At 71.7% G+C, this 15,661-nt stretch carries 13 protein-coding genes; 5 read left to right on the top strand and 8 right to left on the bottom strand.

What is annotated here, in order from left to right; genetic code table 11:
- The first annotated feature begins 42 nt into the window (after positions 1–42).
- Positions 43–1,026, top strand: coding sequence for an LLM class F420-dependent oxidoreductase (locus tag D8Y23_RS06160; protein WP_128217284.1), 984 nt, complete (start codon positions 43–45; stop codon positions 1,024–1,026).
- Positions 1,027–1,095: 69 nt separating this feature from the next.
- Here the strand turns inward: D8Y23_RS06160 and D8Y23_RS06155 are convergent, their stop codons facing one another.
- From D8Y23_RS06155 to galT, 4 genes are all read right to left on the bottom strand, one after another.
- Complete coding sequence (locus D8Y23_RS06155) at positions 1,096–2,556, bottom strand: carboxylesterase/lipase family protein (RefSeq protein ID WP_128217283.1); 1,461 nt, start codon at positions 2,554–2,556, stop codon at positions 1,096–1,098.
- 82 nt (positions 2,557–2,638) lie between these two features.
- Positions 2,639–3,601 carry a squalene cyclase gene (locus D8Y23_RS06150; protein WP_128217282.1) on the bottom strand — a complete coding sequence of 321 codons (963 nt, stop codon included), beginning with the start codon at positions 3,599–3,601 and terminating at the stop codon, positions 2,639–2,641.
- A 46-nt stretch (positions 3,602–3,647) separates the two neighbouring features.
- Complete coding sequence (gene galK / locus D8Y23_RS06145; protein WP_128217281.1) at positions 3,648–4,799, bottom strand: galactokinase; 1,152 nt, start codon at positions 4,797–4,799, stop codon at positions 3,648–3,650.
- Positions 4,796–5,971: a galactose-1-phosphate uridylyltransferase gene (galT, locus tag D8Y23_RS06140; RefSeq protein ID WP_128217280.1), complete on the bottom strand. Its 1,176-nt coding sequence runs from the start codon at positions 5,969–5,971 to the stop codon at positions 4,796–4,798. The genes galK and galT overlap by 4 nt, the downstream gene beginning before the upstream one ends.
- Before the next feature lie 49 nt (positions 5,972–6,020).
- On the opposite strand from galT, the gene D8Y23_RS06135 reads away from it, so the two are divergent.
- Positions 6,021–6,977 (top strand): LacI family DNA-binding transcriptional regulator, encoded by a 957-nt coding sequence (locus tag D8Y23_RS06135; RefSeq protein WP_240663811.1) that lies wholly within the window; start codon positions 6,021–6,023, stop codon positions 6,975–6,977.
- Positions 6,978–7,110: 133 nt separating this feature from the next.
- On the opposite strand, the gene D8Y23_RS06130 is transcribed toward D8Y23_RS06135, so the two are convergent.
- Positions 7,111–8,577: an alanine/glycine:cation symporter family protein gene (locus D8Y23_RS06130; protein WP_128217279.1), complete on the bottom strand. Its 1,467-nt coding sequence runs from the start codon at positions 8,575–8,577 to the stop codon at positions 7,111–7,113.
- A 173-nt stretch (positions 8,578–8,750) separates the two neighbouring features.
- Here D8Y23_RS06130 and D8Y23_RS06125 point away from each other — a divergent pair, with 173 nt between their 5' ends.
- The gene (locus D8Y23_RS06125) at positions 8,751–9,791 is read left to right on the top strand and encodes an NAD(P)-dependent alcohol dehydrogenase (RefSeq protein ID WP_128217278.1); all 1,041 of its coding nucleotides are present in this window, start codon (positions 8,751–8,753) and stop codon (positions 9,789–9,791) included.
- A gap of 234 nt (positions 9,792–10,025) precedes the next feature.
- On the opposite strand, the gene pgm is transcribed toward D8Y23_RS06125, so the two are convergent.
- Both pgm and D8Y23_RS06115 read right to left on the bottom strand, forming a co-directional pair.
- Entirely contained in the window at positions 10,026–11,669 is a 1,644-nt protein-coding gene (gene pgm, locus D8Y23_RS06120; RefSeq protein ID WP_128217277.1) for a phosphoglucomutase (alpha-D-glucose-1,6-bisphosphate-dependent), read from the bottom strand.
- Positions 11,670–11,765: 96 nt separating this feature from the next.
- Complete coding sequence (locus tag D8Y23_RS06115; protein WP_128217276.1) at positions 11,766–12,683, bottom strand: LysR family transcriptional regulator; 918 nt, start codon at positions 12,681–12,683, stop codon at positions 11,766–11,768.
- 72 nt (positions 12,684–12,755) lie between these two features.
- Between D8Y23_RS06115 and D8Y23_RS06110 the strand changes: the two genes are divergently transcribed.
- Together D8Y23_RS06110 and pheA are read left to right on the top strand one after the other, a co-directional pair.
- A complete protein-coding gene (locus D8Y23_RS06110) occupies positions 12,756–13,718 on the top strand; it encodes an EamA family transporter (RefSeq protein WP_128217275.1) in 963 nt (320 codons plus the stop codon).
- Between the two features lie 9 nt (positions 13,719–13,727).
- The gene (gene pheA, locus D8Y23_RS06105; RefSeq protein ID WP_128217274.1) at positions 13,728–14,690 is read left to right on the top strand and encodes a prephenate dehydratase; all 963 of its coding nucleotides are present in this window, start codon (positions 13,728–13,730) and stop codon (positions 14,688–14,690) included.
- 12 nt (positions 14,691–14,702) lie between these two features.
- On the opposite strand, the gene D8Y23_RS06100 is transcribed toward pheA, so the two are convergent.
- Positions 14,703–15,661, bottom strand: a 959-nt coding sequence (locus D8Y23_RS06100) for an LLM class flavin-dependent oxidoreductase (RefSeq protein WP_164878153.1), incomplete at its 5' end; no start/stop codon positions are given.

Below are 15,661 nucleotides of genomic sequence, written 5' to 3'. Positions count from 1 at the left end.
AACAGCGCGCGGATGTCGGGCCGCGGCCCTAGGGTGAAGCGCATGGAATTCGGCATCTTCGTCCCGCAGGGTTGGCGCTTCGATCTGGTGGGCATCGAGCCCGCCGAGCAGTGGCGGGTGATGAGTTCGCTCGCTCAGAGCGCCGACGAAGGACCGTGGTCGTCGATCTGGGTCTACGACCACTTCCACACGACCCCCGTGCCGAGCGCCGAGGCCACGCACGAGGCCTGGACGCTCATGGCCGCGTTCGCCGCGGTCACCGACCGCGTGCGCCTCGGGCAGATGTGCACGTGCATGGGGTACCGCAACCCGGCCTACCTCGCCAAGGTCGCGGCGACCGTCGACCTCATCTCGGGCGGTCGCGCCGAGATGGGCATTGGCGGCGGCTGGTACGAGCACGAGTGGCGCGCCTACGGCTACGGGTTCCCGCCGATCGCCGAGCGTCTCGGACGCCTCCGCGAGGGCGTCGAGATCATGCACCAGGCGTGGACCACGGGCACCGCCACCCTCGCCGGAAAGTACTACGAGGTCGACGGGGCGATCGTCCAGCCGCAGCCGCTGCAGCCCGGTGGCATCCCGCTCTGGATCGCCGGTGGCGGCGAGAAGGTGACGCTCAAGGTCGCGGCAAAGTACGCGTCGTACACGAACTTCGGCGGCTCGCTCGACGAGTTCGACCACAAGTCGGCGGTGCTGCGCGATCACTGCGAGGCCCTGGGCCGCGACTTCGGCGAGATCACGCGGTCCACGAACTTCAACACGATCGTGGCGTCGACCGAAGCCGAGGCCGACGAGCGTCTGGCCGCGGTCGTCGCTCGCCTCCGGCCCCACGTCGGAGACGAGCGGGCGGATGCCATCGAGGCCGACTACCGCTCCTCCGACACGTTCGGCACGCCCGAGCAGATCGTCGAGCGCCTGCGCACCCGCGCCGAGCACGGCCTCGGCTACGCGATCCACTACTTCCCCGAGGCCGCGTACGACACCTCGGGCATCACGCTGTTCGAGCGCGAGGTGGTCCCGGCGCTCTGACCCCCGCGGGAGGGGTCAGAATGTGTCGCTTCGGGACGGCGGAAGCGACAGATATCGACCCCTCACGCCTCAGATGAGGGGGGCGACGTCGGCGTACGCGTCGGGGACGACGTCGGGGGTGCATGCCGGGGCGTCGAAGATCCGCGCGCGGCGGGCCGTGGCATCCCACGCGGGCCAGCCCGGATCGCCGTCGCGGACGAAGCGGACCGCGGCGGCGTGCATCGCGGCGGCGAGGTCGGCGGGAGGAACCTCGCCCGCGATCGCGGTCACGCCGTCCGCGTCGAGGTGGTCGAACCAGAACGGCACGTCGAGGCAGTGGCACGCGTAACCGATCGAGGGCGATGCCCACGCGAAGCGGTACACCCAGGTCGGGGCGGATGGCCGGGCGCGGGCGGTGCGCAGCACGACGGAGCGGATGACGCGATCCGAGACGTACCCGCCCAGGCGGGCCGCTCCACCGCGCCGCCGGGACCGCGCGAGGTACGCCCGACGCCGCGAGCGGCCCAGCCCCAGGGCGGCCAGTGCCAGCGGAACCGGCACCAGATCCAGGAGCCGTCGCGCGCGGGCGGTCACCATCGTGAACTCATCGTCGGTCGCCCCCACGACGAGCGGGAGGTTCGCGGACGCTCCGTCCGCGAGGGCGTCGATCGGGGAGCGGGGGAGCAGGTCGCCGTCGATGACCGGCCCGAGCGGGAGTCCGTCGTCGAGCAGGGCGGTCAGCCCCGCGAGCCGCGCCCGGCGCTCGGGCTTCTGAGACTGCCGCTGCAGTTCGAGGAGCCGTTCCTCAGGGAGGGTGGCGAAGCCCTCGCGATCCGGGCGCACGCCGGCCAGGGCGGCGATCCGTTCGGCGAACCGGCGCGCGTCCGGCGCCGCGACGGCCCCCAAGGCGGGAGACAGCGCCATCGCTCGCGCGAACAGCCCGGATGCCGCGGGTGTCGTGAGGAGCGCGAGCACCGATCCACCGCCGGCCGACTGTCCGGCGATCGTCACGCGCGCGGGATCGCCGCCGAACGTGCGGATCTCGTCGCGCACCCACTCGAGCGCCGCGATCTGGTCACGCAGCCCGCGGTTGGAGGGGGCGCCGTCGATCGCGCCGAAGCCGTCGAACCCGAGCCGGTACGACACGACGACCGTCACCACCCCGTCGCGCGCGAACGCGTCGCCGTCGTACCACCGGCTCGCGGGCGACCCCGACACGAAGCCGCCGCCGTGGATCCAGACGAACACCGGGAGGGCGGCATCCGGGGCCGCGCCGGCCGGGGCGAAGACGTTGACGTTCAGCGTGGCGTCCCCGGGCACACTCGGCTCGGGGATGAGCGTGATGCCCGTGTCGCCCCGCTGCGCCGTCGCACCGTAGGCCGTCGCGTCGAGCTCGCCCTCCCACGGTTCCACCGGCTCGGGCGCGGCGTAGCGCAAGGGTCCGATGGGCGCCTGCGCGAACGGGATGCCGAGGAACACAGCCGTCCCCCCGCGGGTGAAGCCGCGCACGCGGCCCCGGGTGGTCGCGAGGACGGGCTGCATGGCATCCATACCCGTCATCCTCTCGTCCCACCCGCGTGAGTCGCGAAGAATCGTCGCCGCATCGGAGCCCGTGGCGACAAATGCCGTCGTCTCACGCGTGGGTGTCCCACCACCGCAGCACGCGGAGCGCGAAGAAGGTCAGCCATCGGGAGGGCTCACCCGCGGGGACGTCGACGGGGAACCACTCGCGGCCACGAGGCGGAAACGCCTGGTGCCACGTGCCGTCGGGGTCGCGGGTGGCCCGCACCCGCTCGATCGCGTCCGCCAGGCGCGCATCGGGCGGGGTCCCGTCGTGCAGGGCGGCGGCGCGGAAGTGGTCGAGGGCACGGAGCGCGCTGTAGCGGTGCCGGAACGGGTATCCGAGGTGGTCCGCCCACGGGTGCTTCTCGCCGGTCGACAGCCGGTAGAGCAGCCGCCTCTGGAGCAGGTACTCCTCGGCGCCGCGCCGCGCGGCGTGCAGGTCGGGCGTCCCGCCCGTCCGCCGTTCGTCGTCGAGGATCCCGATGACCGAGTTCAGCGTCGAGTGGAACGACGATCGCGTCGAGCCCTCCACCCACTCGCAGTTCCAGCCGCCGTCGGACAGGCGGTGTGCGACGAACCAGTCCCGGATGCCGGCGACGTCGGCCCCGAGCCACGCGCCGTTCGCGAGGGTGAACGCGTTGATGCAGGCATCCACCTCCCCGTCCCAGAACGGCAGATCGTCGTACTCCCAGCGCGCGTTGCGCTCGAGGAGCCCGGCGGTGTCGGGGCGGAGGGCCGTGGCATCCACTCCCCATTCCCGCAGCGACATGAGCGACCAGGATGTGGCCGTCCACGGCTGGCCCGTTTCGTCGCCACCGAAGTCGAACCCGGCGGGAAAGTGCGCACCACCGGCGAACTGCCCGTCTTCGTCTTGCCGGGCGAGCAGCTGCGCGCCGAACCCCTCGCGTGCGACCCGGGCGCGGGTCGCCTCCCACTGCGCCGCGGGGGCGTCGAGCAGATCGCGTTCGACCTTCCACCGCAGCGCGGGATCGCTGTCGTGCAGCCAGGCGAGGACGGCGGCATCCGGTTCCATGCCTCGCACGCTACTCCGGTTACTCTCACCGCACGGCGACGCGACGTCACGCGTCTCTGCGGGCACCCTCCGACGGCGTGACTGTGAACACGTTCGGGGCGCGGAAACCGGATGCCGCGAAGCCGGCGTGCACGGCCGCGGTCGCCGCGGGCACGAGCTCGGTGGGGATCAGCGCGATCGCCGCGCCGCCGAAGCCGCCGCCGGTCATCCGCGCGCCGAGCGCGCCCACGGCCAGCGCCGTCTCGACGGCGAGGTCGAGCTCGGGCACCGAGATCTCGAAGTCGTCGCGCATCGACGCGTGCGAGGCCGTGAGCAGATCGCCGATGGCGCGCGGGCCGTGGGCGTCGAGGGCCGCGACGGTGTCGAGCACGCGCTGGTTCTCGGTCACGATGTGCCGCACGCGGCGGAAGGTCACGTCGTCGAGGATCTCGGCGGCGCGGGGCAGATCGTCGACGGTGAGGTCGCGCAAAGCCGGGACGCCGAAGGCGGCGGCCCCCTTCTCACACGACGCGCGGCGCTCGCGGTACCCGCCCGAGGAGTGTGCGTGCTTGACGAGCGTGTCCACGACGAGGATCGCGAGCCCGGCCTCCGCGAAGCCCAGCGCGACGGGTCGGGTCTCGAGCGTGCGGCAGTCCAGGAACGTGGCCGCGTCGGCCTCGCCCAGCATGGATGCCATCTGGTCCATGATCCCGGTGGGGGCGCCCACGGCGTCGTTCTCGGCGGTCCGGCCCACGCGGGCCAGCGCCACCTTGTCGAGGCCCGCGCCCCAGACGTCGTTGAGGGCGGAGGCCACGGCCCCCTCGATCGCGGCCGACGAGGACAGGCCGGCACCCACCGGCACCTCGGAGGCCAGGGCGATGTCGACGCCCCGGGGCGTGGCATCCGGGGCCGCTGCGCGGAGCGCCCACGCCACACCCAGCGGATAGCCCGCCCAGTCGAGGCCGCCCTCGGCGATGCGGGCGTCGAGCTCGGACAGTCGCACCTCGACGGCCTCGTCGGCGAAGGTCGAGCGCACGCGGATCACGTCGTCGGAGCGGACCGCGACGGCGGCGACGGTGCGCTGGGCGATGGCGAAGGGAAGGACGAAGCCCTCGTTGTAGTCGGTGTGCTCGCCGATGAGGTTGGCGCGCCCGGGGGCCGACCACACCCCCACCGCGGGTGAAGCGAGCAGGGCGCGGGCGTCGTCGACGGCGGTCATGCCGTCACCTCCGGAACGGTGTCGAGGGCGGCACGCAGGCGCTCGGCCTGCGCCTCGGGGGTGATGTCGCCGATCCAGGCGCCCATGGCGGCCTCGGACCCGGCGAGGTACTTCAGCTTGTCGGCGGCGCGGCGCGGCGACGTGATCTGGAGGTTGAGGCGCACGCTGTCGCGTGCTCGAGCCACGGGGGCCTGGTGCCACGCGGCGATGTACGGCGTGGGGGTGTCGTAGAGCGCGTCGATGCCGCGGAGCAGCCGCAGGTAGAACGGTGCGAGCTCGTCGCGCTCGGCATCCGTCGTCTCGGCGAGGTCGGCGACGTGACGGTGCGGCAGCACGTGCACCTCGATCGGCCAGCGCGCCGCGAACGGGACGAACGCCGTCCAGTGCTCGCCGCGGAGGACGACGCGATCGCCGGCGCTCTCGAACTCGAGGATCCGGTGGAACAGGTCGGGCGACGTGCGCGCGACGGTGTCGAGCAGGCGCTGCGTCCGAGGCGTGACGTACGGGTAGGCGTAGATCTGCCCGTGCGGGTGGGGGAGGGTGACGCCGATCTCCCGCCCGCGGTTCTCGAAGGGGAACACCTGGCGGATGCCGGGGAGCGCCGACAGCGCGGCCGTACGGTCGGCCCACGCCTCGATGACCGTCCGCGCACGGGTGCGGGACAGTGTGCCGAACGAGCCCTCGTGCGCGGGGCTGAAGCAGACGACCTCGCAGCGCCCGACCGAGGTGCGGGTGCGGCCGAGACCGAGGTGCTCGAGGTCGTCCGCGCCCCGGGGCGGGTCGGTCGCCGCGGGAGCGTCGCCGGTGGCGGCGTCGAGCGCGGGACCGAACGACGGCGACCTGTTCTCGAACACCGCGACGTCGTAGCGCGACGGGATCTCGGACGGGTTCGTTGCCGTCTGCGGAGCGAGCGGGTCGAGGTGCGCGGGGGGAAGGAACGCCCGGTTCTGGCGATTGGATGCCACGGTGATCCAGTCGCCCGTGAGCACGTCCTGCCGCATGGAGGCGGTGGTCGGTCGGGGGTCGAGTGTGCGGGCGTCGATCGCGCGCTCGGGTCCGAGCGTCGTGTCGGCGTCGTCGAAGTAGATCAGTTCGCGGCCGTCGGCCAGGCGCGTGGGGCGCTTGACGACTCCGGCGCCGAGGGCCACTGCGGTGGGGCTGTCCGTGTTCACGATAACACGCTACAGATCAGGCGTGATATCGTCAACACGAGGGGGTTCGATGCCTGTATCGATGGCCGATGTGGCCGCGGCCGCTGGCGTGTCGGCGCAGACGGTGTCGCGCGTCGCGAACGGCAGTCCGCGCGTGGACCCCGCCACCCGCGCCCGCGTCGAGAAGGCGATGGGCGACCTCGGGTACCGCATGCATCGCGCTGCCCGAGCGCTGCGCACCGGGCAGACGTCCACGATCGGGCTGGTCGTGTCGACCCTGGCATCCGTCGGCAACTCCCGCATGCTGCAGGCCATCTCGGAAGCGGCCGCCGCCCGCGACTACGCCCTCGCCGTGGTCACGGTGGGGGAGCGCGGCATCCGGGACGCCTTCGCCCGCCTGCGCTCGCAGGGCGTCGACGGTGCCGTGGTGCTCAACGAGGCGACCGAACTGGTGCGCGACGCCCCGCCCGCCGATCTTCACCTGGTGGTGGTCGACTCCCCGCCGGACGAGCGCTTCTCGATCGTCCAGACCGACCACGCGGGCGGTGCCCGTGCGGCCGTCGACCATCTCATCGCGTTGGGGCACGACACCGTGCACCACATTGGCGGTCCCGCGCGGTCCTTCGCCGCGACCGAACGCGAGCGGGGCTGGCGCGCCGCGCTCACCGACGCCGGTCGCCCGACGCCCGAACCGGTCCGGGGCGACTGGACCTCGGCATCCGGTCACGCCGCCGTCTCGGCGTTGACCGACGCGACCGCCGTCTTCGTGGCCAACGACCAGATGGCCCTCGGTGCGCTGCGCGCCTTCGCCGACGCGGGTCGCCGCGTTCCGGAGGACGTCGCCGTGGTCGGTTTCGATGACATCGTGGATGCCGCCGAGTACCGCCCGCCCCTGACGACCGTGCGGCAGGACTTCGACGCCCTGGGTCGCGACGCGGTCGCGGCGCTCATCGCCGCGATCGAGGGCGGCGCACCGGTGGCGCAGACGGTTCCGGCGACGCTCGTCGTGCGGGCCAGCGCGCGCTGACGCTGCTTCGCGGCGCGCCCAGAACAGGGGATGTCACGAGAACAGGCCGATCCGCGCGGGATCGGCCTGTTCTCGGCTCATCGCCTGCTTCGAGGACGCGGGTTGGCCGCGGCGGAGGCGGGCCCGCGCGCCGTCAGCGTCGTCGGATCGGGGGAAGGTCGATCGGGCCCGTGACCGAGAGCTCGTCCTCCCAGACCTCGACTCCGCGGAGCCCGGGCAGCCGCGCCTGGGTGAAGACCGGGTCGAGGCCTTCCCGCCGCTGCTGGGTGTAGTCCTTCAAGAGCCTGAAGGCGACGCCCGAGAGCAGCGCGATCGCGACCAGGTTGACGATGGCCATGAATCCCATCGCCCCGTCCGCGAAGTTCCAGACGACGTCGGCCGAGACGAGGGCTCCGACGAACACGGCCGCGATGGCGAACAGCCGATAGCCGAGGAGGACGGAGGGGTTCGACGTGATGAACTCGATGTTGGTCTGGCCGTAGTAGTAGTTGCCGAGGATCGAGCTGAAGGCGAGCAGGAAGATGATCACGACCAGGAGGACGTTCGACCAGCTGCCCAGCGCGTCCACCACGGCCCCCTGCGTCAGCCCGATGCCGCGTTCGGCGGTCGCGAGATCGGGGACCGAGACGAGGATCAGGAACGCCGTGATCGAGCACACCAGGAACGTGTCGAAGTAGACGCCGAGGGTCTGCACGAGACCCTGCTTCACCGGGTGGGTCACCGCCGCGCTGGCGCCCGCGTTGGGAGCCGAGCCGAGCCCCGCCTCGTTCGAGAACATGCCGCGCTTCACCCCGGTGAGGATGATGTAGCCGAGGGTGGCGCCGACCACCTCGTTCGGTCCGAACGCCGAGGTAAAGATCAACGCGAAGACCTCGGGCAGACGCTCGATGTGGATGACGACGATCACGAGTCCGAGGAGCAGGTACAGCAGCGCCATGACGGGCACCAGCGTCTGCGTGACCGATGCGATCCGGCGCACGCCGCCGAAGACGACGAGCCCCATGAGGACGGCGAGGACGGCCCCGATCACCGCCGGGAGCCACCCCGCTGCTTCCCCGCCGAAGCTTCCGGAGATGGTCGCCTGGATGGTGTTCGCCTGCAGGGAGCTGAAGGCGATGGGGAAGCAGACGATGAGGATGACCGCGAACAGCACGCCCATCCACCGTGCACCGAGCCCGCGCTGCATGTAGTAGGCGGGACCCCCGAGGAACCCGTCCTTGTCGCGCGTCTTGTACAGCTGCGCGAGCGACGACTCGATGAAGGCGGACGCGCCACCCACGAACGCCATCAGCCACATCCAGAAGATCGCCCCCGGGCCGCCGATCGCGATGGCCGTTCCCACCCCCGCGATGTTGCCGACGCCCACCCGGGAGGCCGCCGAGATCGTGAACGCCTGGAAGGAGGAGATGGACTGCGGCTCGCCGGTGTCCGTGCGCGGAGTGCGATCTCTCAGCGTGCGGAACATCTCGGGAATCAGGCGGAACTGCACGACGCCGGATCGCACCGTGAAGTACACGCCGAGGACGACGACGATCGGGAGGACGATCCAGGTCCACAGGTTGTCGCCCCAGGTCAGCAGCCAGGCGTTCACAGCATCCATCCGGACAGTCTGGTTGGCGAGGCCGCCGTTCGCCACTTCGTCGCGGATTGCGGCACCGTCACCCGAGCCCGAATCATCGAGCCGGTGGCATCCCTCTTCGCCCCTCCCGCCCTCCGAGCCGCGAACCAGGGAAGGATGGAGAGGTTCGACATCCCCCTCTGGTGAGGAGCCCCATGCACGTCAATGCCTACGCGGCGTCGTCCGCGACATCGCCCCTTGAACCGACCACCATCGAGCGGCGGGACGTCGGTCCCGCCGACGTCCTGATCGACATCGCCTACGCCGGCATCTGCCACTCCGACATCCACACCATCCGCGGCGAATGGGGCGAGGTCCCCTACCCGCTGACCGTCGGGCACGAGATCGTCGGGACGGTCGCCGAGGTCGGCTCCGACGTCACGACGCACAAGGTCGGCGACCGCGTCGGCGTCGGTTGCATGGTCAACTCGTGCCGCGAGTGCGAGAACTGCCTCGCCGGTGAGGAGCAGTACTGCCTCAACGGCAACGTCGGCACCTATGCCGGGATCGACCGCGACGGCACCGTCACGCAGGGCGGCTACTCCGAGAGGATCGTCGTCGACCAGCACTTCGTGCTGCGTGTGCCCGAGTCGATCCCGTACGAGAAGGCCGCGCCCCTGCTCTGCGCCGGGATCACGACGTACTCGCCGCTGAACCACTGGAACGCCGGGCCCGGCAAGAAGGTCGCCGTCGTCGGACTCGGTGGCCTCGGCCACATGGCCGTCAAGATCGCGCACGCCATGGGCGCCGAGGTGACGGTGCTCTCGCAGACGCTCAGCAAGAAGGACGACGGCTTCGCGATGGGCGCCGACCATTACTACGCGACCAAGGACGACGACACCTTCACGGAGCTGAAGAACACCTTCGACCTGATCGTCAACACCGTCAGCGCACCGCTCGAGCTGAAGAAGTACCTCGGGCTGCTCACGCTCAACGGCACCATGGTGAACGTGGGCGCCCCGCCCGAGCCGCTGCCGATCCAGGTCTTCACGCTGTTCACGAACCGGCGCTCCTTCGCGGGGTCGTCGATCGGCGGCATCCGCGAGACCCAGGAGATGCTCGACTTCTGCGCCGAGAAGGGCATCGCGCCCGAGGTCGAGGTCATCTCGGCCGACCAGATCAACGAGGCCTACGAGCGCGTTCTCAAGAGCGACGTGCGCTACCGCTTCGTGATCGACGCCGCGACCCTCGCCTGATCCCGGATGCCACGGCCCCGACGTTCTCCCGAGCGCCGGGGCCGCGGCATCCCGTCGCCCGACACGTGCAGAAACGCTCGGGCTCGGCGTGAACGCCCGGTCTGAGCGTGTCCGCGAGGGAGAGCGTTTATGCCGAGGGTGGGCGGTGCGGGCGAGAGCCGAATGCCGGGGCGCGCCGCACCGCACGCGAAAGCGGCGCCGCCCCGGGGGAGCGGCGCCGCCAGGGCTGGAGCGTTACTCGCCGAGCGCGGCGGAGACGACCGCTCGGGCCTCCTCCTGCACCGCGCGCAGGTGCTCTTCGCCGCGGAGCGACTCGGCGTACAGCTTGTAGACGTCCTCGGTGCCCGAGGGACGGGCGGCGAACCACGCCGACTCCGTCTGCACCTTGAGGCCGCCGATCGCGGCGCCGTTGCCGGGCGCGTGCGACAGCTTCGCGATGATCGGTTCGCCGGCGAGCTCGGTGGCGGTGACGGCCTCGGGTGACAGCTTCGACAGCGTGGCCTTCTGGGCGGGCGTCGCGGGGGCGTCGACGCGCTGGTAGGCCGACGCGCCGAATTCGGCTTCGAGCTCGGCGTACCGCTGCGACGGCGTCTTCCCGGTCACGGCGAGGATCTCCGCGGCGAGGAGGCACAGCAGGATGCCGTCCTTGTCGGTGGTCCAGACGGTCCCGTCCTTGCGCAGGAACGACGCACCGGCGGACTCCTCGCCGCCGAACGCGACCGAGCCGTCCAGCAGGCCGGGGACGAACCACTTGAACCCGACCGGCACCTCGAGCAGCGTCTTGCCAAGAGCGGATGCCACGCGGTCGATGATCATCGACGAGACGAGGGTCTTGCCGACCGCGGCATCCGTCGGCCATCCCTCGCGGTGCGAGAAAAGGTAGTCGATCGCGACGGCGAGGTAGTGGTTGGGGTTCATCAGCCCCGCGTCGGGCGTGACGATGCCGTGCCGGTCGGCATCGGCGTCGTTGCCGGTGAGGATGTCGTAATCGGCGCGGGCCGCGACGAGCGACGCCATGGCCGACGGCGACGAGGGATCCATGCGGATCTTCTCGTCCCAGTCGAGCGTCATGAACTTCCACGTCGGGTCGACCTCGGGGTTCACGACGGTGAGGTCGAGGCCGTAGACCTCGGCGATGAGCGCCCAGTACTCCACCGACGCCCCACCGAGCGGGTCGGCGCCGATGCGGACGCCGGCGTTCCTGATCGCGTCGATGTCGATGATGGATGCCAGATCCCGCACGTACGCGTCACGGAAGTCGTATTGGCCCAGACCGTCGAGGTCGATGTCGGCGTGGCGGGTGCGGGCGACGCCGTCCAGGCCCGCCGCGATGAGGTCGTTCGCCCGGTCGGCGATCCACCCCGTCGCGTCGGTGTCGGCGGGGCCGCCGTGCGGCGGGTTGTACTTGAACCCGCCGTCGCGGGGCGGGTTGTGCGAGGGGGTCACGACGATGCCGTCCGCGCGGCCCGGGTCATCCGTCGCGCGGCCGCGGTTGTAGGTGAGGATCGCGTGGCTGAGGGCGGGGGTCGGCACCCACGAGTCGCGCGCGTCGACGCGGACGTCGACGCCGTTCGCGACGAGCACCTCGATGGCGCTGCGCTCGGCGGGCAGCGACAGGCCGTGGGTGTCGCGGCCCAGGAAGAGCGGTCCGGTGATGCCCTGGGCGGCGCGGTAGTCGACGATCGCCTGGGTCGTGGCGAGGATGTGATCCTCGTTGAAGCTCGTGCTCAGCGACGAGCCCCGGTGTCCGCTCGTGCCGAACGCGACGCGCTGCTCGGGCACCGTGGCATCCGGCTTGCGGTCGTAATAGGCGGCGATCAGGTCGTCGATGTCGATGAGATCGGATGCCTCGGCGGGCTGTCCTGCGCGACTGCTCATGCCCACAGTCTGCCCGCTGTGACGCCGTCGCGCATGCGCACCGGCGTACCGGCAGGGCAGAAGATCCCGGGAATGTGCCCAGACCGCCCCGGGCGATCAGTCCCCGAGGGTGGCGCCGCGCTCGCGGAGCGCGGTCAGCGTCGCCCGCAGCGCCGGGGAATCGCCCTGCGACCGGCGGTGCACCGCGACGACGTCGCGGGTGGAGGCCGGGTCGATCGTCGGGATCGCCACGAGATCGGGGCCGAGAGCTGCGCGTCCGAGGCGCGGGACGAGTGCGACGACGGCGCCCGTGCGCGCGAGCTCGAGGTGGTTCTCGAACTCCATGGATTCGTACACGACGCGCGGGGCATTGCTCACCCCGTCGAACAGTCGACGAAGCCACTGGCGGCAGATCGTCGTCTCGAACGTCGCCACCCACGCCTCATCGGCGAGATCGCGCGGGTGGAGGGCGTCGAGGTCGGCCAGCGGGTGGTCGCGGTGCAGAACGATGTCGGCGACGTCGGTGAACAGCGGCGTCACTACCACGTTGTCGGGAATGGCCAGGGCCACCCCACCCCACTGGTGGGCGATGCCGAGATCGCGCTGACCCGAGGCGATGAGGGCCACGGTCTCCCACGGCTCGCTCTCGCGCACGAGCAGGCGCAGGTCGGGGTGCGTCCGGCCGAGGTCGGCGAGGAGCGGCGCGAGGAGCCCGCGCACGACGGTGGAGAACGCGGCGATGCGCACCTCGCCGCTGACCGTGCCGTCGCCGGGAGCGCTCGCCTGCAGGTCGGCGCGCAGACGCTCCAGCTCGGCGAGGATCGGCGTCGACCCGACGACGAGCTGCGTCCCCGCGTCGGTGAGGGCGACGCCCCGGCCGACGCGTTCGAGCAGGGCGACCCCCGTCTCGCGCTCGAGGCGTTTGATCTGCTGCGACACCGCCGAGGGGGTGAAGCCCAGCGTCGCGGCCGCGGCGGACACGCTGCCCTCGCGGGCCACGGTGCGCAGCGAACGCACGGCTTCCAGATCGATCATGTAGCCAAGCTACCGTTTTCCGTGAAGAAACATTCGCTGGTGCTTCATCCTCTTCGGCGCTGGACTGAGCGGGTGAGTCGACGCGACATGATCCTGGCCGCCGGGGTGGCCTCCGCCTGGGGCTTCAACTTCCTCGTCATCGACTGGGGCATGCCCGGCATCCCGCCTCTGCTGTTCGTCGCCGTCCGTTTCGCCGTGGTGGCGGCATTCGTCGTGATCGTGCCGCGCCCCGTGGCATCCTGGGCCACGATCGTCGGCGTCGGACTGTTCATGAGCCTCGGCCAATTCGGCCTGCTCTACACCTCGCTGGCACTGGGTCTGCAGCCGGGCCTGGCCGCCCTGCTGCTGCAGGCGCAGGCGGTGTTCACCGTGGTGATCGCGGCCGGGGTGCTGCGTGAACGACCCACGCTCGGGCAGACCGTGGGCGTCACGATCGGGGTCGTCGGCCTGGCGGCGGTCGCGCTCGGCCGGGGTGGCGATGCCCCCGCGCTCGCCGTGGTGCTCGCGCTCGCCGCCGCGCTGTCCTGGGCCGTCGGCAACGTCATCTCGCGGCGCGCCGGTGTCGTCGCGGGGCGTGGGCCACTCGGTGCGCTGTCGCTCACGGTGTGGTCGGCGCTGGTGGTACCGGTTCCGGCGCTGGCGCTCGCCTTCGTCGTCGAGGGGCCGTCCGCGATCGCCTCCGGTCTGGGCGCATTCGGGTGGCCGGCCGCCCTGTCGACGCTGTACACCGCCGGGCTGTGCACGCTCGTGGGTTACGCGATCTTCAACGGCCTTCTCGCGCGGAACCCCTCCGCGGCGGTCGTTCCGTGGGTTCTCCTGGCACCCGTCGTCGCGATGGTCGCGGCCGCCGCTCTGCTCGGTCAGGTACCGGCGCCCGCCGAAGCCATCGGGGGCGTGCTGCTCGTCGTCGGTGTGCTGGTGACCTCGGTCGGTGCTCGGGACCGCTGGAAGGCGCGGACCGCACACCCGGCGACGGGGAAGGTGGCCGTACCCGTCGGCGACGACGAACCTCGTCCGGCCGGACGGGAGGACTAGGCTGAGCCGGTGCTGCCCGACACCGACTCCGCGTCCGCCCGCCGTACCTACAGCTACCTGGGGCCGGCCGGGACGTTCACCGAGGCGGCCCTGGCCCAGGTCCCCGAAGCGCGCGACCAGATCTGGCGGCCGGTGCGCAACGTCGCCGAGGCTCTCGCCGACGTGATCGAGGGCCGGTCGGATGCCGCGATGATCGCGATCGAGAACTCCGTCGACGGTGGCGTCTCGACGGCGCAGGACGCCCTGGCCACCGTTCCGGGTCTGCGCATCGTGGGCGAGTACCTGGTGCCGGTGAACTTCGTGCTGGTCGGCCGTCCGGGAATGACGCTCGCGGACGTCTCACTCGTGGCCGCCCACCCCGTCGCGTACGGCCAGTGCCTGCGGTGGCTCCGCGAACACGTGCCCACCCACGCGCACCTGCCCGCGGCCAGCAACGTCGCGAGCGCGCTCGGCGTGCTGGACGGATCGAGCGGGGCGGATGCCGCGATCGCGGCGCCCGGGATCGTCGCGCACCACGATCTCGAGGTCCTGGCGGAGGAGATCGGCGACAACCCGAACGCGGTCACGCGCTTCGTGCTCGTCAGCCGGACGGTCGCTCCCGCCCCGCCGACCGGCGCCGACAAGACCTCTCTCATGGTCGAGCTGCCCGAGGACCACCCCGGCGCGCTGTTGGAACTGCTCGAGCAGTTCGCCACCCGGGGGATCAACCTGAGCCTGCTGGCATCCCGACCGATCGGTGACGCGCTCGGGCGGTACCGCTTCGTCATCGACGCGGACGGGCACGTCCAGGACGAGCGCATGGCCGACGCCCTCCTCGGCCTCCGCCGGTTCAGCCCGAAGGTGATCTTCCTCGGGTCGTACGCTCGCGCCGATCGCGCGATCATCCGCTACCCGCAGCGCTACTCCGACGACGTCTTCGTCGAGGCGCGCGACTGGCTGCGGGGCCTGCTGAGCGGCGAGCCCGAGTCCTAGCCGGCGCGGGGCTCAGGCCGCGACGGCCGCCCCGGCGGCGACGAGCTCCAGGGTCTGGGCGCGCCCACCGGCCGAGTCCAGCGGTTCCCCGTCGTACGACCCGGCGACCGGCGACAGCATGATCTCGTCGACGTCGTACTGCGTCGCGAAGGCCGCGAGCTGAGCCCGCACGTCGTCGCCGGTCCCGACGAACCACTTCTGGCGGCTGGATGCCATGATCGACTCCGCCATCGCGTCGAACGGGTCGGCCTTCGCCTGCTCGACCGTCTCGAGGGGCACGAGGGGACGGTTCGTGCGCAACCGCGCCATCATCCGCAGCTGCGGCAGGGCGCGCTCCTCCGCTTCCTCGGCGGTCGGGGCGGCCACGACGTTCGCCGTCACGAAGGTGCGGGGCCCGTCGCCGGACTCGTTCGGCTGGAACTGGTCCCGGTACAGCCGCAGCGCGTGCTCGAGGCCCTCGCCGGCGAAGTGGTTCGCGAAGACGTAGGGCAGACCGAAGCTCGCCGCGAGCTGGGCGGAGTAGTCGCTCGAGCCGAGCAGCCACACCTGCGGCATCCCGGATGCCAGCGGTGTCGCCTTCACCTGGTATTCGGTGCCGGAGGTGAACCGCACGGTCGCCCCGTCGGGGGAGGTGAGCGCGAGGATGTCGGTCACGTGGTCGGGGAAGCGCGAGACGTCGCTCGTCGCACCGGAGCGGTGCAGGAGTTGCGTGATCACGGGGTCGCTGCCCGGAGCGCGGCCGATACCGAGGTCGATCCTGCCCGGCGCGAGTGCCTCCAGGGCGGCGAACTGCTCGGCCACGATGAGCGGGGAGTGGTTGGGGAGCATGACGCCGCCGGAGCCGACGCGGATGCGCTCGGTGCGGGCCGCGGCGGCCGCGATGAGCACCGGCGGAGTCGTCGAGGCGACCGCGGGCATGTTGTGGTGCTCGGCGAACCAGTAGCGGCGGTAGCCGAGCCGGTCGGCGCGCT

The sequence above is a fragment of the Microbacterium enclense genome (assembly GCF_004022425.1).
GTDB classification, from domain to species: domain Bacteria; phylum Actinomycetota; class Actinomycetes; order Actinomycetales; family Microbacteriaceae; genus Microbacterium; species Microbacterium enclense_A.
The sequence above is the reverse complement of the archived record's forward strand: the minus strand, read 5'-3'. Positions and strand labels throughout refer to the sequence as shown.

Excerpts from the sequence above, each read along its gene's own strand:
- D8Y23_RS06160 (WP_128217284.1), top strand. The coding sequence starts at position 43 with ATGGAATTCGGCATCTTCGTCCCGCAGGGTTGGCGCTTCGATCTGGTG.
- D8Y23_RS06155 (WP_128217283.1), bottom strand. The coding sequence starts at position 2,556 with ATGGATGCCATGCAGCCCGTCCTCGCGACCACCCGGGGCCGCGTGCGC.
- D8Y23_RS06150 (WP_128217282.1), bottom strand. The coding sequence starts at position 3,601 with ATGGAACCGGATGCCGCCGTCCTCGCCTGGCTGCACGACAGCGATCCC.
- galK (WP_128217281.1), bottom strand. The coding sequence starts at position 4,799 with ATGACCGCCGTCGACGACGCCCGCGCCCTGCTCGCTTCACCCGCGGTG.
- D8Y23_RS06135 (WP_240663811.1), top strand. The coding sequence starts at position 6,021 with ATGCCTGTATCGATGGCCGATGTGGCCGCGGCCGCTGGCGTGTCGGCG.
- D8Y23_RS06130 (WP_128217279.1), bottom strand. The coding sequence starts at position 8,577 with ATGGATGCTGTGAACGCCTGGCTGCTGACCTGGGGCGACAACCTGTGG.
- D8Y23_RS06125 (WP_128217278.1), top strand. The coding sequence starts at position 8,751 with ATGCACGTCAATGCCTACGCGGCGTCGTCCGCGACATCGCCCCTTGAA.
- pgm (WP_128217277.1), bottom strand. The coding sequence starts at position 11,669 with ATGAGCAGTCGCGCAGGACAGCCCGCCGAGGCATCCGATCTCATCGAC.
- D8Y23_RS06115 (WP_128217276.1), bottom strand. The coding sequence starts at position 12,683 with ATGATCGATCTGGAAGCCGTGCGTTCGCTGCGCACCGTGGCCCGCGAG.